24 protein-coding genes are annotated in these 25,173 nt (G+C 63.7%); 10 read left to right on the top strand and 14 right to left on the bottom strand.

Annotated elements, in window-relative coordinates:
* Positions 1–11 precede the first annotated feature (11 nt).
* From nadA to AC0J5Z_RS11255, 3 genes are all read right to left on the bottom strand, one after another.
* The gene (gene nadA / locus AC0J5Z_RS11265; RefSeq protein WP_475039427.1) at positions 12–1,319 is read right to left on the bottom strand and encodes a quinolinate synthase NadA; all 1,308 of its coding nucleotides are present in this window, start codon (positions 1,317–1,319) and stop codon (positions 12–14) included.
* Positions 1,316–2,035, bottom strand: coding sequence for an NUDIX hydrolase (locus AC0J5Z_RS11260; protein ID WP_091468273.1), 720 nt, complete (start codon positions 2,033–2,035; stop codon positions 1,316–1,318). Before AC0J5Z_RS11260 ends, nadA begins: the two co-directional genes overlap by 4 nt.
* Positions 2,036–2,145: 110 nt before the next feature.
* Complete coding sequence (locus AC0J5Z_RS11255; protein ID WP_475039425.1) at positions 2,146–2,619, bottom strand: Lrp/AsnC family transcriptional regulator; 474 nt, start codon at positions 2,617–2,619, stop codon at positions 2,146–2,148.
* Between the two features lie 174 nt (positions 2,620–2,793).
* Here AC0J5Z_RS11255 and AC0J5Z_RS11250 point away from each other — a divergent pair, with 174 nt between their 5' ends.
* The 5 genes from AC0J5Z_RS11250 to AC0J5Z_RS11230 all read left to right on the top strand — a co-directional run bounded on the left by AC0J5Z_RS11250 (position 2,794) and on the right by AC0J5Z_RS11230 (position 7,602).
* The gene (locus tag AC0J5Z_RS11250; protein ID WP_475039423.1) at positions 2,794–4,179 is read left to right on the top strand and encodes an amino acid permease; all 1,386 of its coding nucleotides are present in this window, start codon (positions 2,794–2,796) and stop codon (positions 4,177–4,179) included.
* Between the two features lie 138 nt (positions 4,180–4,317).
* Positions 4,318–5,370 carry a thiamine pyrophosphate-dependent enzyme gene (locus tag AC0J5Z_RS11245; protein ID WP_475039420.1) on the top strand — a complete coding sequence of 351 codons (1,053 nt, stop codon included), beginning with the start codon at positions 4,318–4,320 and terminating at the stop codon, positions 5,368–5,370.
* Positions 5,363–6,448, top strand: coding sequence for an alpha-ketoacid dehydrogenase subunit beta (locus tag AC0J5Z_RS11240; protein ID WP_475039417.1), 1,086 nt, complete (start codon positions 5,363–5,365; stop codon positions 6,446–6,448). Before AC0J5Z_RS11245 ends, AC0J5Z_RS11240 begins: the two co-directional genes overlap by 8 nt.
* Positions 6,441–6,770 carry a biotin/lipoyl-containing protein gene (locus AC0J5Z_RS11235; protein ID WP_017200407.1) on the top strand — a complete coding sequence of 110 codons (330 nt, stop codon included), beginning with the start codon at positions 6,441–6,443 and terminating at the stop codon, positions 6,768–6,770. The genes AC0J5Z_RS11240 and AC0J5Z_RS11235 overlap by 8 nt, the downstream gene beginning before the upstream one ends.
* Before the next feature lies 1 nt (position 6,771).
* Positions 6,772–7,602 carry an alpha/beta fold hydrolase gene (locus AC0J5Z_RS11230; RefSeq protein WP_475039413.1) on the top strand — a complete coding sequence of 277 codons (831 nt, stop codon included), beginning with the start codon at positions 6,772–6,774 and terminating at the stop codon, positions 7,600–7,602.
* Positions 7,603–7,661: 59 nt separating this feature from the next.
* Here the strand turns inward: AC0J5Z_RS11230 and AC0J5Z_RS11225 are convergent, their stop codons facing one another.
* The gene (locus AC0J5Z_RS11225) at positions 7,662–8,075 is read right to left on the bottom strand and encodes a MarR family transcriptional regulator (RefSeq protein ID WP_475039410.1); all 414 of its coding nucleotides are present in this window, start codon (positions 8,073–8,075) and stop codon (positions 7,662–7,664) included.
* Positions 8,076–8,146: 71 nt separating this feature from the next.
* Between AC0J5Z_RS11225 and AC0J5Z_RS11220 the strand changes: the two genes are divergently transcribed.
* Positions 8,147–8,830 carry a phosphoribosyltransferase gene (locus tag AC0J5Z_RS11220; protein ID WP_475039406.1) on the top strand — a complete coding sequence of 228 codons (684 nt, stop codon included), beginning with the start codon at positions 8,147–8,149 and terminating at the stop codon, positions 8,828–8,830.
* A gap of 89 nt (positions 8,831–8,919) precedes the next feature.
* Here AC0J5Z_RS11220 and AC0J5Z_RS11215 read toward each other — a convergent pair whose 3' ends face one another.
* Positions 8,920–10,254, bottom strand: coding sequence for an MFS transporter (locus AC0J5Z_RS11215; RefSeq protein ID WP_475039403.1), 1,335 nt, complete (start codon positions 10,252–10,254; stop codon positions 8,920–8,922).
* Positions 10,255–10,383: 129 nt separating this feature from the next.
* Between AC0J5Z_RS11215 and AC0J5Z_RS11210 the strand changes: the two genes are divergently transcribed.
* Together AC0J5Z_RS11210 and AC0J5Z_RS11205 are read left to right on the top strand one after the other, a co-directional pair.
* Positions 10,384–11,130, top strand: a complete 747-nt coding sequence (locus AC0J5Z_RS11210) for an IclR family transcriptional regulator (RefSeq protein ID WP_475039399.1) — start codon at positions 10,384–10,386, stop codon at positions 11,128–11,130.
* A 122-nt stretch (positions 11,131–11,252) separates the two neighbouring features.
* Positions 11,253–12,053: a MoaF C-terminal domain-containing protein gene (locus AC0J5Z_RS11205; RefSeq protein WP_475039396.1), complete on the top strand. Its 801-nt coding sequence runs from the start codon at positions 11,253–11,255 to the stop codon at positions 12,051–12,053.
* A gap of 71 nt (positions 12,054–12,124) precedes the next feature.
* Here AC0J5Z_RS11205 and AC0J5Z_RS11200 read toward each other — a convergent pair whose 3' ends face one another.
* Positions 12,125–13,600, bottom strand: a complete 1,476-nt coding sequence (locus tag AC0J5Z_RS11200) for an APC family permease (RefSeq protein ID WP_475039394.1) — start codon at positions 13,598–13,600, stop codon at positions 12,125–12,127.
* 234 nt (positions 13,601–13,834) lie between these two features.
* Between AC0J5Z_RS11200 and AC0J5Z_RS11195 the strand changes: the two genes are divergently transcribed.
* Positions 13,835–14,794, top strand: coding sequence for an AraC-like ligand-binding domain-containing protein (locus AC0J5Z_RS11195; protein WP_475039389.1), 960 nt, complete (start codon positions 13,835–13,837; stop codon positions 14,792–14,794).
* Positions 14,795–14,797: 3 nt separating this feature from the next.
* On the opposite strand, the gene AC0J5Z_RS11190 is transcribed toward AC0J5Z_RS11195, so the two are convergent.
* From AC0J5Z_RS11190 to AC0J5Z_RS11165, 6 genes are all read right to left on the bottom strand, one after another.
* Positions 14,798–16,159 (bottom strand): MFS transporter, encoded by a 1,362-nt coding sequence (locus AC0J5Z_RS11190; protein ID WP_475039387.1) that lies wholly within the window; start codon positions 16,157–16,159, stop codon positions 14,798–14,800.
* A gap of 85 nt (positions 16,160–16,244) precedes the next feature.
* Complete coding sequence (locus AC0J5Z_RS11185) at positions 16,245–19,286, bottom strand: AAA family ATPase (RefSeq protein ID WP_475039385.1); 3,042 nt, start codon at positions 19,284–19,286, stop codon at positions 16,245–16,247.
* Positions 19,283–20,458: an exonuclease SbcCD subunit D gene (locus AC0J5Z_RS11180; protein ID WP_475039383.1), complete on the bottom strand. Its 1,176-nt coding sequence runs from the start codon at positions 20,456–20,458 to the stop codon at positions 19,283–19,285. Before AC0J5Z_RS11180 ends, AC0J5Z_RS11185 begins: the two co-directional genes overlap by 4 nt.
* A 71-nt stretch (positions 20,459–20,529) precedes the next feature.
* The gene (locus AC0J5Z_RS11175; RefSeq protein WP_475039381.1) at positions 20,530–21,453 is read right to left on the bottom strand and encodes an MIP/aquaporin family protein; all 924 of its coding nucleotides are present in this window, start codon (positions 21,451–21,453) and stop codon (positions 20,530–20,532) included.
* Positions 21,454–21,598: 145 nt separating this feature from the next.
* The gene (locus tag AC0J5Z_RS11170) at positions 21,599–21,949 is read right to left on the bottom strand and encodes a DUF202 domain-containing protein (protein ID WP_475039379.1); all 351 of its coding nucleotides are present in this window, start codon (positions 21,947–21,949) and stop codon (positions 21,599–21,601) included.
* A 13-nt stretch (positions 21,950–21,962) separates the two neighbouring features.
* Positions 21,963–22,319, bottom strand: coding sequence for a YidH family protein (locus AC0J5Z_RS11165; protein ID WP_144649729.1), 357 nt, complete (start codon positions 22,317–22,319; stop codon positions 21,963–21,965).
* An 83-nt stretch (positions 22,320–22,402) separates the two neighbouring features.
* Between AC0J5Z_RS11165 and AC0J5Z_RS11160 the strand changes: the two genes are divergently transcribed.
* Positions 22,403–23,473, top strand: a complete 1,071-nt coding sequence (locus AC0J5Z_RS11160) for an ADP-ribosylglycohydrolase family protein (protein ID WP_475039377.1) — start codon at positions 22,403–22,405, stop codon at positions 23,471–23,473.
* Between the two features lie 6 nt (positions 23,474–23,479).
* On the opposite strand, the gene AC0J5Z_RS11155 is transcribed toward AC0J5Z_RS11160, so the two are convergent.
* Positions 23,480–24,031, bottom strand: coding sequence for a DUF4395 domain-containing protein (locus tag AC0J5Z_RS11155; RefSeq protein WP_475039375.1), 552 nt, complete (start codon positions 24,029–24,031; stop codon positions 23,480–23,482).
* A gap of 78 nt (positions 24,032–24,109) precedes the next feature.
* Complete coding sequence (locus AC0J5Z_RS11150; protein WP_475039373.1) at positions 24,110–25,120, bottom strand: 3'-5' exonuclease; 1,011 nt, start codon at positions 25,118–25,120, stop codon at positions 24,110–24,112.
* Positions 25,121–25,173: the final 53 nt, after the last annotated feature.

Below are 25,173 nucleotides of genomic sequence, written 5' to 3'. Positions count from 1 at the left end.
TGCCGACTGGCTTAGGCCGGCTTGGCTGCCAGCATGCGCTCCAGCGCAATCTTGGCGTTTTCCTGCACGGAGTCGTCCACGGTGATCCTGTTGACAATGCGTCCTTCCACGAGCTCCTCCAGCACCCAGGCGAGGTAGCCGGGGTGGATGCGGTACATGGTGGAGCACGGGCAGATGACGGGATCGAGGCAGAAGATGGTGTGCTGCGGGTTTTCGGCGGCGAGCCGGTTCACCATGTTGATCTCGGTGCCGATGGCGAACGTGGTGGGTTCGGTGGCGGCGGCGATGGCCTTCTTGATGAAGTCGGTGGAACCGGCGGAGTCGGCGGCGTCCACTACCTCCATGGGGCACTCGGGGTGGACGATCACGTTGACCCCCGGGAAGTCCTGTCGGGCTTTTTCGATCTGGCCGACGTTGAAGCGTTTGTGGACTGAGCAGAAGCCGTGCCAGAGGATGACGCGGGAGTCCAGGAGCGCTTGTTCGTCGTTGCCGCCGAGTTCCTTGCGCGGGTTCCACATGGGCATCTGTTCCAGCGGGACGCCCAGTGCTTTGGCGGTGTTGCGGCCCAGGTGCTGGTCGGGGAAGAACAGCACCCGCTGACCGCGCTCGAAGGCCCACTCCAGGACCACCTTGGCGTTGGACGAGGTGCAGACGATCCCGCCGTTCCGGCCACAGAACGCCTTAAGCGCAGCAGAAGAGTTCATGTAGGTGACGGGGATGACGGGTACCCGGCCGGATGCGTCCGGGTCCGTGCCGAAAATTTCCTCGAGCTGCTCCCAGCATTCCTCCACTGAGTCTTCGTCTGCCATGTCCGCCATGGAGCAACCCGCGGCGAGGTTTGGCAATATGACCGCCTGTTCGGGCGTCGAAAGGATGTCTGCTGTCTCGGCCATGAAGTGCACGCCGCAGAAAATAATGGCCTCGGCGTCCGGCTTGGTCAGCGCTGCGTTGGCCAGCTGGAATGAGTCGCCTACGAAGTCTGCATACTGGATGACTTCGTCACGCTGGTAGAAGTGGCCCAAGACGACGGCGCGGTCCCCGAGTGTCGCTTTGGCGGCCCGGATCCGGGCGTCAAGTTCGGCGTCGGTGGCTTTCTTGTAGTCTTCCGGCAGCTGGCCCTGGCGGGGTGTGGCCTTGGGCGCGACGTCGCTGCTCGAGGCGCCGGGGCCGTAGGCGGGCTCACCGGCGAGGGACTCGGCAAGGTCGTACTCCCATGGGCCCCTGGCCAAGGCCGGGCTGCACGTGGACCCTGCGCGGGAGAGGCCCTTTTCGGCTTCTTCGCGAGTGATCAGCTGGACGGCAGTGTTGACGCTGCTCATGGTGTACTCCTGTTATCTGGCCCGAGGCCGGGCGTGCCGGTGAAGCGGTAGAGGCGTGGTGGACGGTGTTTTCCGCCTTGGAGGTATTCACCGGTTTCTTCGATTTCCGGTGTTGCCTTGACGTGCCTGCGGAAGTTCGCGGGATCGAGCTGGCGGTCGAGCACGGCCTCGTAGACTTCGCGGACTTGGGCGAGGGTGAAGAACTCTCCCAGCAGGTGGTACGCAATGGACCCGTAGGCCATCTTGTTGCGGAGCCGCCATAGGGCGTAGTCAACGATTGCGTTGTGGTCGAAGGCCAGTTCGCCGAGCCGGTCTGCCCGGAACCAGCGCACATTCTCGGATTCGTCCGCGAGGGCAGCTTCGGTGGGTTGCACGAGGGCCCAGTACACGATGGAGACGACCCGCTGGGTGGGCGACCTGTGGAGGCCGCCAAAAGCGTAGAGCTGCTCGAGGTATTGGGGTGCCAGGCCCGTTGTTTCGCGGAGGTTCCGTGAGGCCGCGTCCTGGAGCGATTCGTCGTGGGCCAGCGGTCCGCCCGGGAGGGCCCACATGTCTTTGTAGGGCTCGCGGATCCGACGGACCAGCGGCAGCCAGAGCGTGGGGCGCCCGGACTTTTCGCTGGGACGGAGGGCGAAAATCACCGTTGAGATGGCCAACGACGGCGGCGCAAGCCGCCTCTCGGCGACGTTTGCTGAGTTGGTGTTCACGGCGTTCACCTCGCTTCGTCGCCCCCTGAAGCAATCCCCACAAAGTGGAAAGCTAGTTAAAGTCATCTTGACTAGAACTAATGGTACGACTCAACGCGTGCTTGGCAAAATGCTTTACGTCACAATGGCTTTGCGGCCGCTTCCATCAGCGGCAGCGTGCGGCCTTGGATGTGGCTGTTCAAGACAATCACCGACGAGCACCGGACCACGGACTTCGTTGCGATCATGGCATCAAGTACGCGCTGCATGTCCGGGTTGGACCGCGCCGCAATCCTCACCATGAGATCCGAGTTTCCCGTCACTGTATGCACTTCGATAATTTCGGGGATGGCACTCAGGCTTTCGATGATGGCGTCATGTCCAATCTCCTGCGTGATGGTGACCGAGCAGAACGCCACGACGGGAAAACCAAAATTGGCGGGATCCGGCTGCGGAACCCAGGAACCAATGACCCCGTTTTCAATCATTCGGTCAATCCGGGACTGCACCGTGGCCCTGGCGACCCTCAGCACGCGGGAGGCCTCCAGCACCGAGGATCGTGGCGAATCCGTGAAGAAACGTACAATTTTTGCATCAAGCGCATCGACCAGCATCAAAGTTCCTGTCCACGGGGATCCGTACCCATCACATCGCTACAGCTAAAAGTGATGTATCTTACAAACTGCGAGAATTATTCCACGGCTCTTGCTGCGTCGTCGACGCCCGCGTGCCAGGCCCACCCGGCCAGCACGCCAAACCAGCATGTAATCCATAGAAGGTAGACACGTATGACAACGAAGTCCATCGCGGCTCCTGCGCCAACATCCGGCCTCGGCCATTCGCTCAAAACGCGCCAGCTCACCATGATGGGGCTCGGCAGCGCGATCGGCGCGGGCCTCTTCCTGGGCTCAGGCGCCGGCGTACAGGCTGCCGGTCCGGCAGTCCTCATTTCCTACCTTGTCGCCGGTACGCTGATCATCCTGGTCATGTGGGCCCTCGGTGAGATGGCAGCTGCCAACCCCAATAGCGGCGCCTTCTCCGTCTACGCCGAAAAGGCCATGGGCAAGACCGCCGGGGGAACCATCGGCTGGCTGTGGTGGTTCCAACTGGTGGTGGTCATCGCGGCCGAAGCGCTGGGAGCTGCCGGCCTCCTGTTCTCCATCTGGCCGGTCATTCCGGTATGGGTCCTCGCCCTGGTCTTCATGGTGGTCTTCACCGGAATCAATCTGGTGGGCGTCCGCAACTTCGGCGAGTTCGAGTTCTGGTTCGCCATCCTCAAGGTCGCAGCAATCGTCATCTTCCTGCTCATCGGCGCAGCCCTGCTCTTCGGGTGGTTGCCCAATGTCCCATCGCCTGGCTTCTCAGCGTTCGGCGACTTTGCCCCCAACGGCATCGGCGGCATGGCTGCCGCACTGTTTGTCGTGATCTTCGCTTTTGGCGGCACCGAAATCGTCAGTGTGGCAGCAGCTGAAACCGAGAACCCGGCGCACAGTGTGGGCAAGGCCATCCGCACGGTGGTCTGGCGAATCCTCGTCTTCTACATTGGCTCGGTGTTTGTCATCGCCGCCGTCCTTCCCGTGGGCTCTGAAGGCCTGAAGTCCCCCTTCGCCGGGGTACTGGATGTCGCGGGAATCCCCGGCGCCGGGACGGCCATCACCCTGGTGGCCGTGGTGGCGCTGCTCTCAGCATTGAACGCCAACCTCTATGGCGCGTCCCGGATGATCTTCTCCCTGTCCGAGCGCGGGGAGGCTCCCGGCCTCCTGTCGAAGTTGAGCGCCGCCAAGGTGCCCGTGGCCGCCGTCGGGATTTCAGTCGCCTTCGGCTTCATCGCCACGGTCCTTGAACTACTCTTCCCGGAGCAAATCCTGCCCGCACTCCTGAACCTGGTGGGTTCCACATGCTTGGTGGTCTGGGGCACCGCGCTGGTGTCGCAGTTCATCCTGCGCCGCCGGGCAGATCGGGATGGCGTCGAGCTGCCGCTGCGCATGAAGGGCTTCCCCGTCCTCACCATCGTGGGCCTCGTATTGCTGGGCATCATCTTCGTGGTGGGCTTCGCCAACCCGGAGAGCGCCGGGCAGCTGATCGGAACATTCATCCTGATCCTGGTCATCGCCGCCGGCTGCTTCATCAACGCCAAGGCCAAGGCTGCCAAGCAGTCCACGCCCGTCGAGTAACTGGCTGCACACCATCGCCAAGAAGCCCTGCACAGTTTGTACTGTGCAGGGCTTCTTCATGTGCCCAAATTGTACAAAGTGTTTCGTTTGAACTGAGCTGATTGCGTACACCCCGAGTGGGTGACTAGGGTCACAGCCATGACTACCAATCCTGTGCTGGCCGCCGTCGATGATGACGCGGCGCCGCTCACCCACCAACAGCTACGTGAGCTATACACCCTGATGGCAGCCGTCCGCCACCTGGACACCTCAGCCGTTGCCTGGCAGCGCCAAGGCATCATCCCGGGCTATGCCCCGGAGCTCGGGCAGGAGGCCGCGCAGGTAGGCAGCGGCTATGCCGTTGACCGGACCCGGGACTTCGTCTTCCCCACCTACCGCGAAATGGGCGTTGCCCGGGCGATGGGCCTGGACATGGTGGGCTATATGTCCACCCACAAGGCCACGTGGCATGGCGGCATGTACAACCCTTTGGAATCCAGGTTCGCACCCATTCAGGCCGTGGTTGCGGGCTCAGTGCTGCACGCTGTCGGCTGGGCCCACGGACAAACCCTTGCCGGCCACGCCGCGGGTGATATGGGCGTAGCGATGACGTACTTCGGCGACGGCGCCTCCTCCCAGGGCGACGTCCACGAAGCCATGAACTTCGCCGCAGTCATGAAGGCCCCCGTAGTCTTCTTCATCCAGAACAACGGCTGGGCCATCTCCGTCCCCACGGACCGCCAAGTTGCCGGCGGCTCCGTCGCGGCGCGCGCTGCCGGGTATGGCATCCCCTCCCTGCAGGTGGACGGAAATGACGTCGTAGCTGTTTTTGAAGCCACTCGTTCCGCTTTCGCCCACTGCCGCGCCGGCAACGGACCCGTGGTAATCGAGGCCATGACCTACCGCCGCGGTCCGCACTCCACTGCGGACGATCCCGGCCGCTACCGCACGCTGGACGAGGAACGCCTTGATGCCGGCGAGGATCCGCTGGAGCGATTCAAGCAGCGACTCCTCGCGGATGGAGTGGCCGACGAGGCCTTCTTCGCGGAGGCCCACCGCTTGGCAGCAGAAGAGGAAGAGGCAGTCCGGACGGGCATAGCGGACCTGGGCCCCAGGCCCGGCGCTGAAATGTTCAGCCTGGTCTTCCAGGAACCAACGCCCGCCCTTCAATCCCAGGCCACCGTGTGGCGCGAGGAGTCCGAACATGTCTGAGACCATCACCGATCCGCGCATCACTGACACCAGCACGGATACCGGCACAGAGGCCGTTCAACAGCTGTCCATGCAGCAAGCACTCAACCGGGCACTCGACGAGATCCTGGTTGAGAACCCCAAGACCGTCATCTTTGGCGAGGACTGCGGCCGACTGGGCGGCGTCTTCCGCATCACCGACGGTCTCCAGGCAAAACACGGCGAGGACCGCGTCTTCGACACGCCGCTTGCCGAGTCCGGCATCCTCGGCATGTCCGTGGGCCTCGCCATGGCCGGCTTCCACCCCATTCCCGAGGTCCAGTTCGACGGTTTCGCCTACCCGGCCATCAACCAGATCGTCTGCCAGATCGCCCGAATGAACTACCGCAGCCGAGGCACCCTGCCCATGCCCATCACCCTGCGTGTGCCAAGCTTCGGTGGCATCCGCGCGCCCGAGCACCACGGCGAAAGCCTGGAGGCGCTCTTCGCCCACGTCCCGGGGCTCAAAGTGGTCTCACCGTCCAACCCGCACGACGCCTACCACCTGCTGAAACACGCCGCCACCCGGCCGGACCCGGTGATCTTCATGGAGCCGAAGTCCCGCTACTGGCAAAAGGGACCGGTGGACGTCACCACTGCGGTACCCGGTCAGGAAATGCACGACGGCGACGGGGCCCACGGTGGCAGCCTCACCGGCGCCCGCGTGGCCAGGGAAGGCCGACACCTTACCCTCGTGGCGTGGGGTGCCATGGTCTCCCGATGCCTGCAAGTTGCTGAGCTGGCGGCCGAGGACGGCATCGAGATCGAGGTCCTGGACCTGCGCTGGCTGAAACCGATTGACGCAGAAGCCTTGGCGAGGTCCGTCGGAAAGACGCGCCGCGCCGTCGTCGTCCATGAAGCGCCGCTGACCTCAGGCCTGGGTGCCGAAGTGGCCCAACTCATCACGCAGAGCTGCTTCGCAACGCTCAAGGCGCCGGTGGAGCGAGTGACCGGCTTTGACGTTCCCTATCCCTCCGGGGACCTGGAAGACGAATACATCCCCAACATCGATCGCATCCTCTTTGGGATCCAACGCGTACTGGAGTACCGCCGTGGCTGAAATTTCCTTCCCCCTCCCCGACTTGGGCGAAGGCCTGATTGAGGCAACCGTGCTGGACTGGTTGGTGGAACCCGGCCAGCAGGTGGAACGCAACCAGCCCATCGTGGAGCTCGAAACCACCAAGTCGGCCCTCGAATTGCCCAGCCCGCAGGCGGGTAAAGTGGTGCGTATCCACGGGGCGCCCGGTGACACGATCAACGTTGGCGAGCCGCTGATTGTGTTCGAGGTTCCGGATGACACCGCCGGGATCGTGGGCACTGTTCCTAAAGACGAAGCACCCAAGCGCCGGGTCCGCCTGAGCGCCGTACTCGATGAGGACTGACATGATGACCGGCAGGCACACCGTGGAACAGCAGCGGCACACAGTCGAGGGCACGGACCCCGGGCTGTTCGTGGAAGTCCATGAGCCAGCCACCGACGCCGGCCTGCGCCCCGTCCTGCTGATCCATGGCTTCTCATCCTCCAGCAAGCTGAACTGGGTGGACAGCGGCTGGATCACCACCCTTCAGGACGCGGGCCGCCGGGTGGTCACCGTGGACCTGCCAGGTCACGGACGGAGCCACTCCCCCGAGGACCTGGACTCGTACACGCCCAGCCGAATCCGCGCTGACCTTCTCCAGATAGTGACCGACGCCGGAGCGCGGCCCCTGCGCGACGGTGACCCGTCCACAGGACTCGACGTCATCGGCTACTCGCTGGGTTCGCGGCTGGCTTGGGAATTTGGCGCCACCCAGCCGGACCTCGTTCACCGCATCGTCCTGGGCGGGCCAAGCTCAGCAGATCCGCTGGCAGCTTTCGACCTCGTGGCCGCGCAGCGACACCTGGCCGACGGCACTCCCATTGAGGACGCGTCCACGGCCGGGCTGCTGAAGATGGCCCAGATGCTTCCAAGCAACAATCTGTTCGCCATGCTGTCACTCATCGAGGCCATCAAGGGCGAACCTTTTGATCCCGCGGAGGCCGCCCCGCACATGCCTCTATTGCTCGTAGCCGGCGAGAAAGACGAACGGGCAGCCACCATGCCCGAACTGGCATCCATTGCGGGCAGGCGTGGCGGGATGGTGGAGACACTTGTTGTCCCGGGACGAACCCACACCAACGTGATAACCAGCCGGGCATTCAAGGAAGCTGCCGTCGACTTCCTCGGGGTGTAAGAGAGTCCGGGTGTAGGACTGTAGTCCGTTTTGTGGGCGGCTGGCACTCCTGACTGACGTCAGCGGGCCAGCCGCTCCGCGTTAAGGCTCATGCGCTCCAAAACGCTCAATGCGGTCGCATACTCGTCAATGCCGATGCCCATGGACAAATCCTGACGCGCTTCTTCCACCAGCCGTTGGGCCTCGTGGCATTTTTCCCGGCCGCGCTCGCTCAGCGCCAGCCTGTCGTCGATCATGGTGATCATTCCATGCCCTACCAACGCCGCAAGTTCGCGCTCGCGCAGACGGGCATCGCCGCCCCATAGTGGCTGCAGGACGTCCTCCAGGTGATCAGGCAGCATGGCGCCCTCTGAAAGGGTGGTTAACGTGTGCCATTGACGCCTGGTGAGTTTGATCCGGGCAAGGGTGGCGTCGAGCTGGACCTCCAACGCGGCGTCGAGCCTCTTGATCCAATATCCGATGGGCTTATTCACAAGGCCATGCTTTCAGCGGGGGCGCCGCCGGGCAAGATGTGGACGGTACGCTTGGGAGTGCAACGAATTACGTGGAAGTGGAGCAGATGGGCATGCGTTTCAAGGACCGCGCGGAAGCCGGTCGACGCCTGGCTGAAGGACTCCCCCAGCTGAGGGAACGGCCGGACACCATCGTCTTGGGCCTTGCCCGTGGCGGAGTCCCGGTGGCCGCAGCCGCAGCCTCCGGGCTGTACCTGCCGTTCGGCGCTGTACTGGTCCGCAAGCTTGGCATCCCGGGCCGTGACGAGACCGCTTTCGGGGCGCTGGCTTGGTCGCGCGGCGACGTCCTTCGGATCGTCAACAAGCCCCTGAAGGAACTCATCCTCGCCCACGGTATTTCCCAGTCTGCCTTGGATGCCGTGGAAGCCCATGAACGCGCCGAGCTTCTTCGCCGCGCCCGGAGATACCCGGGCATTGGCCACGATCTTCGCGGAAAAACAGTGGTGCTGGCCGACGACGGACTCGCGACAGGAGCCACAATGCGGGCAGCGGTGGAGGCAGTCCGGGCGGGCGGTGCCAGCACCGTCGTAGCAGCAGTACCGGTTGCGTCCCTGGAGGCCTCCACATCGCTCGCCCGGGTCTGCGACTTTGTGATGGCATTGCACACCCCTGGCAAGTTCCATGCTGTTGGCGCTTTCTACGAACGCTTCGAGCAGTTGTCCGACGACGACGTCGTAGGCCAACTGGAAGGTGCCGGGGCCGGCGGACGCCAGTAGCCGTCGTCGTGCATAAACGCGAAAGACGGGTGCGGCCCCGCTGGACCGCACCCGTTTTTTCTACTGTCTTTCCTACTCCGTAGCGGCTTCTAGTGGTGGACGCTGTAGCCCAACGGCCGGCCACGGGTCTCCTTGGCGAGAATCACGCCAATCGCGGAGATGATGCAAAGACCCATGATGTAGAGGCCCACTGAACCGGACCACTTGGTGGTGTCCAGGAGCGCCTGTGCGATCAGGGGAGCGAAGGCGCCGCCCAGAATTGCACCTAGCGCGTACCCAATGGAAATTCCCGAGTAGCGGACCTGGGCCGGGAACATCTCGGCGTACATCGCGGACATCGGACCGTAGGACAGGCCCAACCCGATGGTGAGGACGAACAGTGCAGTTCCGTAAAGCAGGATGTCCTTGGAATCGATCAGCACGAACATGGGAATCATCCAAGCAAAGACCAGTCCATAACCGATCAGGAACGTCTTGACGCGCCCAATCTTGTCCGACAACCAGCCGCCCACCATGGTGAAGATGAGCCAGCCGAACGACGCGATGGTAGTGGCCAGCAGGACTTGCGGCGTGGGCATCTTCAAGGTGCGTGTGGCATAGGAGATGAAGAAAGCAATCAGTAGGTAGCCCGCGGCGTTGTTAGCAATGAAGATCAACGCGGCGAGGACAACTTCCTTCTTGTTCTTACGGAACAGTTCGCCTAGTGGCGCCTTGCTTTCAGCCTTTCGCTGGGCAATTTCCTTGAAGACGGGGCTCTCGCCAACTGCGCGACGGATAAGGTAACCCACCACAATGAGGACCACTGACAGCAGGAACGGCACGCGCCAACCCCATGCGGCGAAATCTTCCTTGGACATGCCCGACTGCAGGAGGAACAGGAGGCCGGTGGCCAGGATCATGCCGATCGGAACGCCGATCTGCGGGTAGGCGCCGAAAAGTCCGCGCTTCTGGAGGGGCGCATGCTCCACAGCCATGAGTGCGGCACCGCCCCATTCCCCTCCGGCAGAAAATCCCTGGACAACGCGCAGGGTAATCAGCAGGATGGGGGCCCAGACGCCGATGGTGGCGTACGTGGGGAGCATGCCAATCAACGCCGTGGCAGCACCCATCATGACCAGTGTCATGACGAGCACGGCCTTACGGCCCATCCTGTCACCAAGGTGCCCGGCAACGAATGCACCGAGCGGACGGAACAGGAAGCTAATGCCAATCGTGGCGAATGACAGGAGCTGGGCGACTCCCGGGTTGGACTTCTCCAAGGGGGAAAGGAACAACGGCGCCAGCAGCGTGGCCGTCAGTTGGGCAAAGATGAAGAAGTCGTACCACTCAATGGTGGTGCCCACCAGTGTCCCGGCCAGAACCCGACGCTCTTCGCGCTTGGTGCTGGGTCCTGACGGTGAGTCGACAGTGGAAGTTTCGGTCATTGGAACTCCATGGGGTGAGAGTGACTGGTCGGCACTTGACTTGCATTAACCGACAGAACGGTCAGTTAGGAAAGAATACTACAACCTGTGACTCAAAGCACAGACCCCTGCAGTGTCGGCCACCATAGAATGGTTCGCATGAATCCCCGCAGCGACGTCAAAGGTCCGCCGGAAGCAGCAACGCAGGTTCCGCCGTCGCAAACCCTCTCACGCGGAATCCGTGCGCTGGAGATTCTCGCCGCCGCCGAACGCCCCCTCAGCATTGCCGAACTCACGGAAGCCCTCGGCGTCCACCGATCCGTGGCCTATCGAATCCTGCGGACACTGGAAGACCATTCGTTGCTGGTGCGTGACGACTCCGGCCGCGTTCAACCCGGCCCGGGATTGTCTGTCCTTGCTCGCGGCGTGTCGCGGAACCTTCAAACAGCCGCGCTGCCGGAGCTCACCCAATTGGCGAACACGCTGCACATGACCGCTTTCGTCGCCGTCTGGGACCATCAGGAATGCATCAACCTGGTCACCGTTGAGCCGCGACACTCAGGTGCCGCCCTCGCCCAGCACCCGGGGAACCGGCACCCCATCGCCACCGGCGCCCCTGGGATCGCCATCCAATCAACAATGACCGAAGAGCGCTGGCAGCAGGTAGGAGCAGGAAACCCCTATAGGGCCGAAGCTCACGAGGCCCGCCGTCTGGGCTATGCAACCAGCCATGACGAAGTGATCGCCGGCCTGTCCTCCATCGCGGCCCCCATCCGGGTTCCGGGCGGGCGGCCAGCAGCGATCGCCGTCGTCTATATCCGTTTGGACCAGGACTCCGACGCTGTGGGGAAGGCACTGGCCGCCAGCGCTGCCCGCATCGAAAGCCAGCTGGCCTGAACCCTTCCTTCCACGCCAAGTGACGTGCCCCACCACACAAGACGCCTGCCGCAGCAACCCGAATACTCGAAGAAGGACCGGACACACCGTCCGGTCCTTCTTTCGAGCACGAGAAGGAACCCATGAGCCTGAATCTCCTTGACACCTCCAACTGGCTGCCATTGGACGGCCTGGCCCCCGGCTTCGACGCCAATAAGGCCCCAACTGTGCAAGACCTGGCAGGACAACAATTTTCCGTTTGCAGTGACGGCGCACCCATGACGTTCAGCTTCGACGACGAAGAAGTCCAATGGGCTGCCGCCAGCCACGCCGGAACATCCACCTACGAGGCTTTCCTGGTAGCCGAAGAGTTGTACTACGCCCAATGGCAGAGTCCCCAGGACCCGGAACTCGCCGTTTCCCTGGTGTTGGACCTCTTACACGGCCGGGCACTCTACATTGGCGCCACGCTCGGCAGGGCAACCCTCTCCAGCGTGGCCGTCCATCACGATTTCCGCCCAGGGACGCTCGATGGATACCGCGCCACGGGGACGGAAATCTCCGAAAGCCGTGCCCTCATCGGCCGCCGCGTCGAATGGGTCTACAGCGAAACGCATGCTTACGAGCACGTCTACCTCAGCCCCACTTGGTACACGTGGCAGTGCTTGGCAGGTCCGGAGCGCGGATTGGCAGACACGGACTCCAACACCGTATTTCAGGTCCGCCCCGGAATTTTCGTCTTCACTTGGCGCGAGAAGGTCATACCCTGCGGCTCGGTCACCGTCGCCGACCACCGGGATCCCTACGCCATCAGGTCCCATGGCAGCCTCTTCGGATGGGACGAGGCAGGAACGGAACCCGTGCACTTCACCTTCGGTGCACACGGCCGCCTGATCAGCATCACCCAGCACAGCCCGGAACTTGATCCGGCAACCGCGACCTAGCCCGGGGAAGGGACGGATGAAGCCCCGGTAAGTGGGAACTTACCGGGGTTTCATCTATGTTCCGCGGGTTATCAGTCCTCCGAGCCGTGGCCGATCCGAGCGTACAAGGCAGGCTGCGAGCGCCGGAGGCGCAAGCCCCAAATGACCCCCGCAACCCCGGGCAGCAGCACCAGCAACGGCAAGACGAACGTAGCGGCCGTTGACTCGGGCTGTCCCAGCAGGACGTTGAAGTTGGCCGCGATGAGTACAAAGACGACGGCCAGGAGCACGAACCCCAGACCTGGAGCGATCACCCTGACCCACAGGCTTGCCCCGTGCTGCTGCCGGCGGAAGAAGCCGATCACAGCTACCGACACCACGGTCATCAGCAGCACCAGCCCCAGGGCACCGCTGTTGGTCAGCCAGGTGAAGATGGTCAGTACGGGGTACAGTTCGCCGAGTTCGGAACCCGAACCTGCAATGGCGAAGCCAAGCGTTACGGCGACGGCGATCACCGTTTGCGCCAGCGAACCGGCGAACGGTGCCCCACTTTCCGCCCGCCCCTTGGCGAGCGCCGACGGCAGGACGCGCTCGCGGCCGAGGGAGAAGAAATAGCGAGCTACGGCGTTATGAAAACTGACGAGTGCGGCGAACAGGCTGGTGACAAAGAGGACCTGGGCGATGTCGCTGAGGAGCACGCCCCCGTGGGCGCCAAGGAAGGCGAAGATCAAGTCCGGACCATTGGTGGTAGCGGCCTCAATCACGGCGGACGGTCCTGCCCCTACGGTCATGGCCCAAGCGGAGACGGCATAGAACACGGCAATGATTCCCACAGCGGCAAACGTTGCCCTTGCAACGGTTCGTTTGGGGTCCTTGGATTCCTCACCGTAAATGGCGGCGGATTCGAAGCCCATGAAGGCGGCTATTCCAAAGGAGAGGACTGCTCCGATGCCGGGAACAAACAGGCTTTCGGGGCTGAAAGTCACTGCGCTGATGCCTTCCGGCGCCACAGCCAGGCTGACGATGTCGTAGACGATCACAACCAGGAATTCGAGGGCCACCAGGACACCAAGCACCTTTGCGGACAGGTCCACCCTGTTCACACCCAGCCACGCGACAACCGCGATGCACAGCAGCACGGGAATCCACCAGGGAACGCTGATGCCAAGCCGCGCGGACAGGAGCGAGGAGACCGTGAAGCCGAACAACCCGTAGATGCCCACCTGCATCAGGTTGTAGGCCATGAGTGCAATGAGCGATGCGCCCACACCAGCCGGTCTGGAGATGCCCTGCGCTATGTAGGCGTAGAAAGCACCCGCGTTGGTGACGTGGCGGCTCATTGCCGCGTAGCCCACGGCGAACAGCGCCAGGATTCCACCGAGGATCAGGAAGGACAACGGCACGCCGGTCACGCCTGTGACCGCAAAGGTAGTGGTCACACCTCCCGCCAGCACGGTCAGCGGCGCCGAGGCCGCGATAATCATGAAGGTTACTGCCGGTACGCCGAGCCGCCTTTTGGTACCGACGGTTCCGGCGGTCCTGCCCTTGACGGGGTTATCCACGCTCATAGTGTGCTCCTGCCTCGGTGCCGCGGAGATTGCTCGGCACGATGTCTGTCATTCCGCAATCTTCCACCGCAGGGAGCGTGCGTGACTTGTCTCACACGGCAGGGTATTTGTCGCTGCACGCAAGCACGGCGGCACGTGGGCCCCGGTGTAGAATCGTGGGCAAGCTCACGTCCGCGTTATCGGCATACCGGCCCCGGAGGCGGCGTCGCCCGCGGGCCATTGAAAGGGAGTTTGATGACCGTCGCGACTGATACGGGCCCCGCAACCGTGGAAACCATCGTGGCGGAGTCGTTCCAGGAGTGGAGCAGGGCAATCTCCACCTCTTTCGTGCCCCTTCTGGCAACGGGCCCCCGTAACGCAACTTTCCACGGAACCATGCGTGCTCGCGTGCTGGGGCAGATCTCCGTGGTGGAGATTACTGCCGGACCCCATACCGTCCTGCGCACACCGGAGCTGATTGCCACGTCCACGGGGCGCTTTTTCAAACTCAGCATCCAGCTCGCTGGATCGGGTCGCTTGGTTCAGGACGAACGCGAGGCCGTGTTACGTCCCGGCGATCTCTCCATTTACGACACCTCCCGCCCTTATCAGTTAACGTTCGACGACGACTTCCGCACTTTGGTGCTGATGTTCCCGCACGTCTTGCTGGACTTGCCGGCCGAGGCCATGGGCCACGTGACTGCCTTGCGGATTCCGGGTGACGAGGGTCTCGGCGAACTCATCAGCCCCTTCCTGGTGAAACTGGCCGACAACCTCGAGGCCCTCTCGGGTACCAATGGGCTCAGGCTGGTCCACAACGCCCTGGATCTGGTCACCACGCTCTTCAACGGCGAACTCGACCAGCTGATCGAGACAGGCCGGGACCCGCATCTCCTGCTGTTGGGCCGCATCCACGATTACATCGAAGCCAACCTCGGTGACCCTGAGCTCTCCCCTGGGACCATCGCGTCCGCCCACTACATCTCCACCCGGCACCTGCACGATCTCTTCCAGGAAATAGGCACCACCGTGGCCTCCTCCATCCGGCAACGACGACTTGAGCGATGCCGGCGCGACCTCCGGGACCCGGTTCTGGCTGATCGGCCGGTCACTGCCATCGCAGCGCGGTGGGGGTTCACCGACGCCGCACATTTCAGCAGGATCTTCCGGGCAGCGTTTGGTAACTCCCCTACCGGCTACCGCAACAGTGTGTAGTACTTATATCTGAGGCCGGCGCTTCATCACCAGCGAAGTGACAGCACCCAGCAGCAAAAGGCCGGCCGCAGCCGCCATTGAAACGACGAATGCCGCACCCGGGCCTTGCGTTTCAGCCAATTGCCCTGCCAGGTAGGAGCCCAGTGCTGTTCCAGCCACGATCCCGCTGGCGAGCGCCGTCATCACCGTTGCCATGCGCCCTGCCGGTGCCACCACTCCGCCGATGCTGAAGACCGTGACCATCACCGGCCCCACGGGAATGCCCAGTATCAGCAGGACAAAGATCATGGGCCAGATACCTGCCGGGAGAAGCAGTAAGAGCGACAAAACGGACATCGCCAACGCTGCGGCAACCCAACGGGACGCCAAGCTGAACCGTTGCGGCCAGAATGCCACGGACAGCGCCGCCACGGCTGAGCTGAGGCCCATCACCGCGTACAGAAGTCCAGCGATCTCGGCTGTGGCGTACTGCGCGGAGAACGCGCTCAGCGCGTTCTGCGTGGCACCGAAGAAGGTGCCCATGCACACCATCGCCACCACCGGCACGGCCACCACGGCGCCTGCCCAACGGCTGCGGCGCGACGGGGCTGCCTGCATGCCCTGCTCTCCGGAAACCACGACGCCGGCAGCCGCCTTGCGCGGCGCCGGCACCACGGCATGCTGGCTGGGGTGGACGGCGAACGCGGGGACCAAGGTGATGGTCATGACAGCAGCAAGCGCGAGCGGCAACCACGGTGCCACCATGCTGGCCAGCACGCCCACCAAGGCCGGGCCAAGAACAAAGGTGACCTCGTCCGCAGTGCCCTCGTAGGACAGGGCGGTGTCCAAGTCCGCCCGGTTGGCGGCGACGCTTTTGCTTCCGCCAGGGACGCTCGGAGACAGGTTACGGGTGGTCAGCGCCATCCAGCGCACGCGCGCCATGGGACCGACCTGGGGGCAGCTGGCGCCTGCGAGGAAGGCTGCGATCAGGACGCCTGTGGCATCGGCCACGGAACTGTAGCCGGGAGTTACATAGGCCGCGGCCAGGAGTCCGGCAACAGCCAGGGTATTGATGACCGCGGCGACGAGCAGGACGATGCGCTGCCCTGCGCGATCAGCCAACGAGCCAAGAACGGGTGCGCCCAAAGCCGAGCCGATGCCGACCGCTCCGGCAGCCATGCCGCCGATTGCATACGAATGACTGACTGCTGTCACCAGCGTCAGAGTGCCAACGGTCAACATGGCCAGGGGAAGCCGGGCGAAGAGGCCCAGCGGCAGGAAACCAGGTCCTGCAAGTTCCGGAAGGCGTGCGAAACGGCCTGGCAGGCGTGAAGAGCGTGTAGGCGCTGATGACAAGGGCTGGGAGGCCACAGAAGATTTTTCCATTAATCCGGTTCGCTAAAGAGTGCGCATCGTCCCTCCTCCCGATGCGCGCGACCCGGTGTAACGGGTTAAGTCTATCGGATACCTGTCAGACCGGAACTGCTTCGGCAATCCGCACGCTGGAACCGTGCCGTCCTTTGACCACTTGAAGCTGGTTGGTGATGCGTTGCTTCATCTCCGCGACGTGACTGACCAACCCCACTACCCTGCCGCCGTCGCGCAGTCCTTCCAAGGCGTCCATCACTTGCTCCAGCGCTTGTTCATCCAGGCTGCCGAAGCCTTCATCGACGAACAAGGTCTCGATGTCGACTCCTCCCACTTCCTGCTGGACAACGTCAGCCAGGCCGAGGGCCAGGGCCAACGAGGCCATGAAGGATTCGCCGCCGGACAGGGTGGACGTGTCGCGCCGTTGGCCGGTCCACTCGTCCACCACCTCCAGGCCAAGCCCGGATTTTTGGTTCCGTGCCGCCCGGGCGTCGGTGTGTTGCAGCGTGTAGCGGCCGTCGCTCATGGCAACGAGCCTTTCCGAGGCTGCGAGTGCGACCTGTTCCAAACGGGCCGCCAGCACATAGGCGTTCAGGCTCATCCGGTAGTTGTTGTCCCCGGCACCCCGAACAGTGTCAGCCAGTTCGGCCAGGATGCGAGCCCGGTTGCGCGGCTCCCTGCCGGCCTCGGCCAAGGTGTTGTACTCGTCACGGAACCGGACAACAGCCGCGGCCGACTTGCCGGCAAGCGCCGCCGCCACAGCTGCGGCCCGCGCCGCGTCCGCCGCGCTGGCCGCGTGAAACTTCGCCTCCGCGAGTTCAGGCTCGGGCAACGGGAGTTCGCCGATATGCACTTCCTTGGCTGCCAGGACCAGGTCCTCACTGGCAAACAACTCATCCAACCGAGCCGTTTCAGTATCGAAATCAGCCACGTCTTTCTCCAGGCCAACCACATCGGCCGGTGGAAGGAGTTCCCGGCGCGCTTCCTCGGCCGAGCCGAACCCGGAGTCAGGCAAGGCGCTCTGGAGCGATACGGCGGCGTCGGCCTGGGCTTGCCCTGCCCGCTCGAGTTCCCGGTCAGCATCAGCTGCCGATTGGAGGAGCTTGCGCTCGGCGGAGAGGGCGTCCAAACGTTCACGCAGGCTCGGGAAATCCTCCCGCAAACCGGCCAGGTCTGCCTGAAGGGCGTCATGCTGCTCCTGCAGGTGAAGGACTGCCGATGACGCCCGGGCAGCTGCGCCGGCGTCCTCTGCGTGTTGCTCCTGCACTTGTGCGAGCCTCTTGTTAATGACCTCCTGCTTGCCCCGAAGCTGTTCCAGGGTCGCTGATGCCTTTTTCGCGGCAGAGGCAGCCGCTTGGGCAGACGCCAGCCGTGAATCCGCCTCTTCAGCATCCAAGGTGCCGCCCTGGGCCGCCAATCCGGCAAGGACCTGGGCTGCTGCAGACATTTGCTCAGCAAGGATCCCAAGGGCCTTCTCGCTGGCGTCGAACCGCTCCCTGGCTTCTTCCTCTTCCTGGGCCAAGGACAGGGCTGACCGTACCGCAGCGGCGGGGTGCGGGTGGTCCACGCTCCCGCACACAGCGCACGGCTGACCGCTCTCCAACGCCGCAGCCAGCTCCCCCGCCGCGTTGGCCAGGCGGAGCTCGCGAACGTCAAGCCATTCCTGGCGGTGATCCTGTGACGTGGCGCGGGCGTGGAGGTGCTTCGCGGAGATCATTTCCAACTCATGGGCTGCCATGGCGTGGCGGGAAACGATGCCTACCAGCTCGGCAGCTGCGGCTGTTTCGCGTTCCAGTTCGGCGAGCCCATCAGCTACCGGTTCCAGGGGTTCGATCAGGCCGCTCACAACTGACGCTTCTTCACGCAGCCGTTCCATCGTGGCCACGGCCTCATCCGCGGATGCTTCATGGTCTGCCTGCTCGCCACGCTTGGCGGCAAGGCGGGCAGCCATGTCCTCCAGGCGCTGTTCGTCAGGAAGACGGGCCTCGAGAACCGCATACGTGGCTTTGAGGCTCTCAAGGGATGCGGTGGGGGTTGCTGCGTCCAAGCCCGCTGCTTCGAGCCTCCCCCGTATCTCCTCAACCTGTGCGACGGCTGCCTGGTACTTGCGTGCGGAGGACTCAACGGCATCAAGCTGGCCGCTCAGAACAGAAGCCCGGCGATGCCTCCCCAGTTTGTCCTTGTTTTCGAGTGCCCGCGGCGCGGCCAGTTCAAGGAGGACGCGCCTCTGCATTGCGGCTCCAAGCCGACCATGCCGCAACGATTTTTCCTGAGCTTGTTGTACCTGTTCAGCAAGGCGCGAGGACAGGGACTCGGCGTGGCTTGCCTCGTCTTTCCTCCGCGTCCATTCAGCGCTCACCATGGCTTCCACCTGGGCCAGCCATGACTCAGGCTCCTCGCCGGCAGCGGTTCCAGCATCCGTATTTCCAGCGCTGGTGCCACCGTCTTCCAACTCAGCGCCGTCGAGCCCCAACTGCTCGCGTTCTGCAGCAACCCGGTCAAGCAACATCTTGAGTTCCGACGCGTTCTCCTGCACGGCACGGGCGGCTTCCGCCGCCTGACGTGCGATCTGGCGCTCGACGGCCTCGAAGCGTTGTGTGCCGAAGAGTTTCTGCAGGAGTTCCAGGCGGTCGTTGGCCTTGGATCGAAGGAACGCCGCAAAGTCACCTTGGGGAAGCATCACCACGCGGGTGAACTGCTCCCTGTCCATTCCCAAAACGTCCGACAGTTCCGCGCCAACCTCGTCGTTCCTTGAGGATTTCTCCTCCCAGCTTCCATCGATCCGTTCCCGAAGGAGGGTCTTCGCTTGCTGGGTGGTGAACCCCTTCCGGCCCCGCGCACTCGGGCGTTCCCATGCGGGCGACCGCGTCACTTCGAAGCGCCGGCCGCGTGCCGAGAATTCACATACGACGCGTGGTTCGGCCGAGGGTGCGGCATGATCGCTGCGAAGCCGCTTTCCTTCCTGGCGTGCGCCGGGCACGGCTCCATACAGGGCAAAGCAGATGGCATCAAGGATGCTGGTCTTACCTGCTCCCGTGGCGCCGTTGAGGAGGAAGAGTCCCTGCGCCCCCAAGTGATCGAAGTCGATGTGCTGGGCAGTGGCGAACGGGCCGAAAGCTTCAATCTCCAAGCGATGGATTCTCACAGTTCCGCCTCCTCCAAGCGAACGGCTTCGAGTGCTTCACGAAGCGCAGCTTCTTCGGCATCCCCGGCGCTACGGTCCCGGACATGCTCCAGAAAGCCGCAGCAGACGCCGAGATCGTCCCGAGCCTCGGCGAGGCGATCACTGTAGCTCGTCGTGGTCCGGGTCCCGGCACCTTCGGGATCGAAGGCCAGGACCAGGGTGTCCGGGAAGCGTGTCCTCAGTTGCTCCATGGCTTGGTTAGGCCGCTGCGCATCAGTAAGCGTGATCTGGCAGTAGGCCCCTTCCGCCCAGGCATAATGGTCGGATCCCAGGAGGTCGTCCAGCGTGCCGCGCAGCACGGCGAGGTTTTTGGGCGCTTCCCACACGAGTTCCCGGACGTCGATCTCGCCAGCTGTACTGATGTCCACCAGCCAAGCACCCTTGAGGTGTTTGGCTTCGGAAAAGGAATAGGCCAGCGGCGAGCCTGAGTAACGGACATTGGCGGCCAATTGCTGCCGGCCGTGAAGGTGGCCCAACGCCGTATAGGTGAAACCTTCAAAGAGGTCCAGGGGCACGGCACCAAGCCCTCCGATGCTGAGGTCCCTCTCGCTCTCCGACGTGATGCCTCCGCTGGCAAAGGTGTGTGCCAGGACCACCGGATAAACGGGCCGGGCTTCGCGCCGATGCTCAACATCGCGCCTGATCCGCTCCACGGCTTCCTGCGTGACGTCGAAGTGGCTTGCGTTGTCCACGCCCAGCCGCTCGGCCACCAGCCTGGGTTCAAGATACGGAACGCCATAGATGGCCACCTGGCCTTGGCTCTCCCCTTCCGCTCCAACAGGGAAAACCACTGGCACGTCCAGATCCTCCACGTGCGTGCGCAAGTGCACTCCCCCGCGCTCCAGCAGGCGGGAAGCGAAACCCAACCTGATGGCGGAATCGTGGTTACCGCTGGTGAGCACCACGCTGGCGCCGGCCTGGGTAAGGCGCACGAGGGCATCGTCCAGCAGTTTGACGACGTCCAAGCCCGGCAGGGCGCGATCGTAAACGTCGCCCGCGATCAGGACGACGTTCACCGAGTTTGCTTCGACGAACGTCACCAACTGGTCCACAAAGTTGCGTTGGGCTTCGAGCATGCCAACGCCGTGGAACGATCGGCCCAGATGCCAATCCGATGTGTGGAGTAACCGCATAATTCCAAGCTAACCGGGGCCACCGACAATAAAGCGCAGACAAGCCGCCAGACGTCGACCCTAGCCGGTTGCTAGCCCTTCTTGCCGTCGAAAAAGTCGCGTGCGTCATCCTTGGCGGGCGCAGCCGGTGCAGGCAACACGGCCTCGGATTTCGGCGTTGCATCCTTGGCCTCGATGTCCTCCGGCAGGTCGTCGGCGTCATCGAAGGCATCGTTGACGCCATCGCTGCTGCCCGGAAGGTCGCCGGTTTCGGCGTCATTGGTCGAGGAAAGGCCACGGAATCCCCGGAAGGCGAGTCCGGCAAGTGCGGCACCCATCAACGGTGCCACCCAGAAGAGCCACAATCCGTCCAACGCCCAAGACGGGCTGAAGAAGGCCTGGGCGGTTGCGCGTGCGGGGTTGAAGGGAAGATTGCCGAGGACCTGTCCGAACTGGAGCAGCACAGAAACCGACAGTCCTACAGCGAAGGGAGCCAAGGCCGGAATGGCTCGGCGACCGGCTGTCGCACCGAGGAACACGGCAACCAGCAGGGCCGAACCCACCACTTCAACCAGCAGGACGCCTGCCATTTGCGTCTGGGCCGCCGCATGCTCGCCGAACCCCGGAGCCGTGGAACCGAAGGCCGCCCGCGCGTCCGTGAGGACCGGTACGGTCATCACCACAAAGTAGACCAAGGCCGCGGCCACCACACTGCCGAGAATCTGCGCCGCGATGTAGGCCAGGGCAGCGATGGCCCGGATGTGGCCCGCGATCAGGTTGCCCAAAGTGATCACCGGATTGAAGTGCCCTCCGGAGACGTAGCCGAAGGCCAACATGGCCACTGTTACCGTAAGCCCCGTTGCCAAGGCTGCCGGCAGTGGCGCACCTGAGGGGTTCGAGAAGATTGCCACACCCACAGCTACCAGCACAACGAACATCGATCCCAGCGCTTCAGCCGACAACCGGGCGATGAGCCCCGGTTGTGGATCGGAAGTGGCCTGCACAGGTGTGGTCATGTCGAAAGAGTCCTTACGGTTGGTTGAAGCCGGCGGCGTAGCGCGCTGCACATGGGTGGGCTCTGGGGATGCCCGGCTTGAGCGCCCAGGCCCCTGAGCATTTTGGCAGCCGAGTCTGGACGGTTGCTGAATCCCGCCTCCGAGCTTAGCCGCCCAGGGCGATGGCCGCGATGGCGGAGGCGCCCAAACCCATCACGGCAAGGGTGCTGACCAGGACCAGCCGCGCGGAGGCGGCCGCATTTCCGGCGTGGAGCTGCCGTGAGCGAACCCACACTACGGATGCGAGGACAACAGTGGCAGCTGCGGCCATCAGGGCACAGATCCCTTGGTAGTCGAGCCCCGGAAGGCCTGCAACGATGTTTCCCGTCGATGGCTCTGATGTGAGCCAGCTCCGCCAGATGAACAAGTCCACCACCACCAGGGAGATCAGTGTCCGGCGCCAAGCCAATGTAGTGCGCTCGGGCTGCAGGCCGGGATCACGGACATCCATGCTCATCGGGGCACTCGGCTCAACGGGCCACCAGGATCAGCACGGCGAAGGCGAAGGCTGCGATAGCCACCACGATGGTCATGAACAGCATGACCCTTGAGAACGGCAATGCTTGGTCGTTGCGCATCGCAGCTTCCATCTGCCCCCAGCGGCGATAGGACAATGCGGCCAGGCCGGCGCCGACGAGGGCCAGCAGGACGCACAGGACCAGCCGGACGGGTGTCGGAGCGATATTCGGAGCTAGCTGGTCCACAGCAACTGCGCCGGCGAGCAACGCCAGGGATGTGCGGATCCACGCAAGGAAGGTACGCTCGTTCGCCAGCGAAAACCTGTAGTCAGGAGTCTTGCCTGTCCGTCGCCAAGCAGGTTCACGCACGTTGTGTCTCCAAGGGTTTGGTCAGTGGCAGGCAGCTTCCCCACCATACCAGCGGCCCCTCACGGGCACGGTAAGTTACTGGCATGAGTGTTGAAGCTTCCTCCCCCGCTGCCCCGTCCTTCGAGTCCCGCGTCCGTGGCTCTCTGTTGGGCGGAGCGTTGGGCGATTCCCTGGGCTACGCCGTGGAGTTCGACTCCATCGCGGCGATTCGCGCACACTACGGCGCCGCCGGGCTGACGTCCTTTGGACAGCTCGACGGCCTCAGCCACTTCTCGGACGACACGCAAATGACGCTCTACACGGTTGATGGCCTTGTAGAAGCCCTCGAATGGGCCAACGACGGTGTAGCGGCGGATGAGATTGCTTGCCTTTGGCTGGCCTACCTGCGTTGGCTCGCCACCCAGGACGTCGCTGTTGCCTCCTCCGCTCCGGTGCCGCAACCGCGCTGGATCGACACCCAGGAAGTCCTGCGTCACCGCCGTGCGCCCGGAAACGCCTGCCTCAGTGGTTTGGCAACGGGCGAGATGGGGACGGTGGCCCGGCCCGTCAATCCCGATTCGAAAGGCTGCGGCACCGTGATGCGCTCAGCACCGTTCGGGCTCATCCCCCACATCTCTCGGGAAGCTGTCTACAAACTCAGTTCCGACGCTGCCTCGTTGACCCACGGACACCCTTCGGCACGACTCAGTGCAGCGGCTTTCAGCCTGTTGATCCACAACCTTGTTGCCGGCAGCGATATCCGCAGCGCCGCCACGGAGGCCCAGGCCTACGTGAACAACGTCCCCACAAAAGCAGCGGAGCTTCCGGAGCGGCTGGAAGCTGCACTGCAGCTGTCCGCGCAGCCCACCGTGCTGGGTCCGGAAGAACTGACGACAGCGCTCGGCGAGGGTTGGGTCGCCGAGGAGGCACTCGCCGTCGGGCTTTATGCCGTCCTGTCCACCAGCGGCACTGAACCGACGGAGCATTTCCGCCGCGCCATTGCCGTGGCCATCAACCACAGCGGCGACAGTGATTCCACGGGATCCATCGCCGGCAACATCCTGGGGGCCTACTACGGCGAGGAGTGCCTGCCGGCTGACTGGCTTGAAGCCTTGGAAGCACCCGAGGTCATTCGCGGCATGGCGGACAGCTTGCTTGCCGTCACCACCGGCTGATGGACCTCAAGCGCTGCGAAGCGTGATGTTATTGCACGCTTCGCAGACCTCAGCCGGTATGAGCCCCCGGCGCTGCAGGAAACCAAAGATGGCGCAGCCAAGGCAAAAACCGACGAATGCTTCCAGTGAAGCAGCCACGATGAGAAGGCCCAGCAGGACCCAAGCGGCTGGCTGGTAACCGATGAAGAACAGCACGACGGCGGCACTCGTCAGCGCGGCTCCGATACCTTGGGCGAAGCGCTTGGGAGGACCGGCGACAAGCTTGGCGTGCCCGATCCTGGGTGCCAGGACCTTGACGGACAGCAGGGCCAGCGGAGAAATCCGGGGGCCGAACAGCACACGCAGCCAGAAACCGACGGCCAAGGCGACCAGCCCCCATGCCCACCCGGTCAGAAGCGTGGCAACCGCCAGCACCACTACCAGCCCGGCGGTGATCCGGGCTGCATATTCATTGACGGGGTTGGGGAACGCGAAGACACTCCGCCAGTCAACCCCACGGTTCACGGGAGCATCCGCTGGCTGGCGCACCGGTGCTGGGGGAAGAGAGGGCTTGGTCATGTACCAAGGCTAGGAGCGCGGCTGATCCGGCGGGAAGCATTGTTGCGCAGTATGACCACATGACACTCTGGTCGGCGGTTATGCGCCGCCCACCATCTGCAGGAACTCGCCCTCGGAGACAACCTCGATTTGTTGGCCCTTGGAATGCAGTTCCAAGACTCGCTTGGCTTTGCCTGTGAGTCGGCCGGCGCGAAGGTCGCCTGCCACGAAGCCATCACCGACGATCAGCACAGTGGTCCGCGCTGTCACCCGGCTTTCCGGGCGTGCCCCCATATCTGCGGCCCGGGATTTCGCCTCCGGCCTCGTGATGGCGAGGTCCCCCGTGAACACCACTGTCTGGCCGAAGAGCGGGTGTCCGGGTTCCGCGGCGGGGTTCGGCAAGGGGTTGGGCCCTTCCTCCGGCCAGGCCGACCAACCGCTGCGGCCGCCCACGGCTCGTTCAAGTGCGCGTTCGGCGGAGCTTCCGGTCCTGGCTGAGAGCGCGGATATGGTCGCTTTTGAGAGGCCTTGCGCAGGATCGAATGCCGGTTGCTTCGGCAGGTCGAGGCCAAGCGAAAGATAGAGTTCGGCGATGCTGTTGGCGTTGTTCCGCCGGGCTATGTCCACCAGGATGCCGGCGCAGGCACGGGCATCTTCTGCGGCGTCATGGTGGTTGACCAGGGGCACTCCGGCCTCTTCGGCGGCATAGGGCAAGGAGTTGGACACCAATGAATAGCAGCGGCGGGACAGCATCACGGTGCAGACATAGTCATAGGAAGGTCCGGCAAGACCTGAAACTTCCAGGCCAGACCGAATAACGCCGAGGTCGAAGGCGGCATTGTGGGCAGCGAGTACGTCGTCCCCGATGAAGGCACCGATTTCCGGGAAGAGCTCCCCGAACCGCGGGCGATCGGCGACGTCTTCGGCACGGATGCCGTGGATACGCGTGTTGTGGAACTCGAAGTGGTCGTGGTTCTCGGGCGGGCGCATGAGCCAAGAGGCTTCCTCCACCACTACTCCGCCGCGGACTTTGCTGAGGCCCACCGAACACGGCGACCCCCGGAAGCCGTTGGCTGTTTCAAAGTCAATCGCCGTAAAGTCCAATGCCACTGGACAAGGTTACAGCCGGAAAAGGCCGCCGCTGCCGATTTCCGCGGCGGGGC

The sequence above is a fragment of the Paenarthrobacter sp. TRD_SC_7 genome, assembly GCF_056156245.1.
This window is presented reverse-complemented; position numbering and strand designations above follow the sequence as displayed.

Coding starts and splice junctions, on each gene's coding strand:
- AC0J5Z_RS11195 (WP_475039389.1), top strand. CDS start 13,835: ATGACCGTCGCGACTGATACGGGCCCCGCAACCGTGGAAACCATCGTG.
- AC0J5Z_RS11255 (WP_475039425.1), bottom strand. CDS start 2,619: ATGCTGGTCGATGCGCTTGATGCAAAAATTGTACGTTTCTTCACGGAT.
- AC0J5Z_RS11240 (WP_475039417.1), top strand. CDS start 5,363: ATGTCTGAGACCATCACCGATCCGCGCATCACTGACACCAGCACGGAT.
- nadA (WP_475039427.1), bottom strand. CDS start 1,319: ATGAGCAGCGTCAACACTGCCGTCCAGCTGATCACTCGCGAAGAAGCC.
- AC0J5Z_RS11205 (WP_475039396.1), top strand. CDS start 11,253: ATGAGCCTGAATCTCCTTGACACCTCCAACTGGCTGCCATTGGACGGC.
- AC0J5Z_RS11200 (WP_475039394.1), bottom strand. CDS start 13,600: ATGAGCGTGGATAACCCCGTCAAGGGCAGGACCGCCGGAACCGTCGGT.
- AC0J5Z_RS11230 (WP_475039413.1), top strand. CDS start 6,772: ATGATGACCGGCAGGCACACCGTGGAACAGCAGCGGCACACAGTCGAG.
- AC0J5Z_RS11245 (WP_475039420.1), top strand. CDS start 4,318: ATGACTACCAATCCTGTGCTGGCCGCCGTCGATGATGACGCGGCGCCG.
- AC0J5Z_RS11155 (WP_475039375.1), bottom strand. CDS start 24,031: ATGACCAAGCCCTCTCTTCCCCCAGCACCGGTGCGCCAGCCAGCGGAT.
- AC0J5Z_RS11215 (WP_475039403.1), bottom strand. CDS start 10,254: ATGACCGAAACTTCCACTGTCGACTCACCGTCAGGACCCAGCACCAAG.
- AC0J5Z_RS11180 (WP_475039383.1), bottom strand. CDS start 20,458: ATGCGGTTACTCCACACATCGGATTGGCATCTGGGCCGATCGTTCCAC.
- AC0J5Z_RS11210 (WP_475039399.1), top strand. CDS start 10,384: ATGGTTCGCATGAATCCCCGCAGCGACGTCAAAGGTCCGCCGGAAGCA.
- AC0J5Z_RS11250 (WP_475039423.1), top strand. CDS start 2,794: ATGACAACGAAGTCCATCGCGGCTCCTGCGCCAACATCCGGCCTCGGC.
- AC0J5Z_RS11175 (WP_475039381.1), bottom strand. CDS start 21,453: ATGACCACACCTGTGCAGGCCACTTCCGATCCACAACCGGGGCTCATC.
- AC0J5Z_RS11160 (WP_475039377.1), top strand. CDS start 22,403: ATGAGTGTTGAAGCTTCCTCCCCCGCTGCCCCGTCCTTCGAGTCCCGC.
- AC0J5Z_RS11170 (WP_475039379.1), bottom strand. CDS start 21,949: ATGAGCATGGATGTCCGTGATCCCGGCCTGCAGCCCGAGCGCACTACA.
- AC0J5Z_RS11190 (WP_475039387.1), bottom strand. CDS start 16,159: ATGGAAAAATCTTCTGTGGCCTCCCAGCCCTTGTCATCAGCGCCTACA.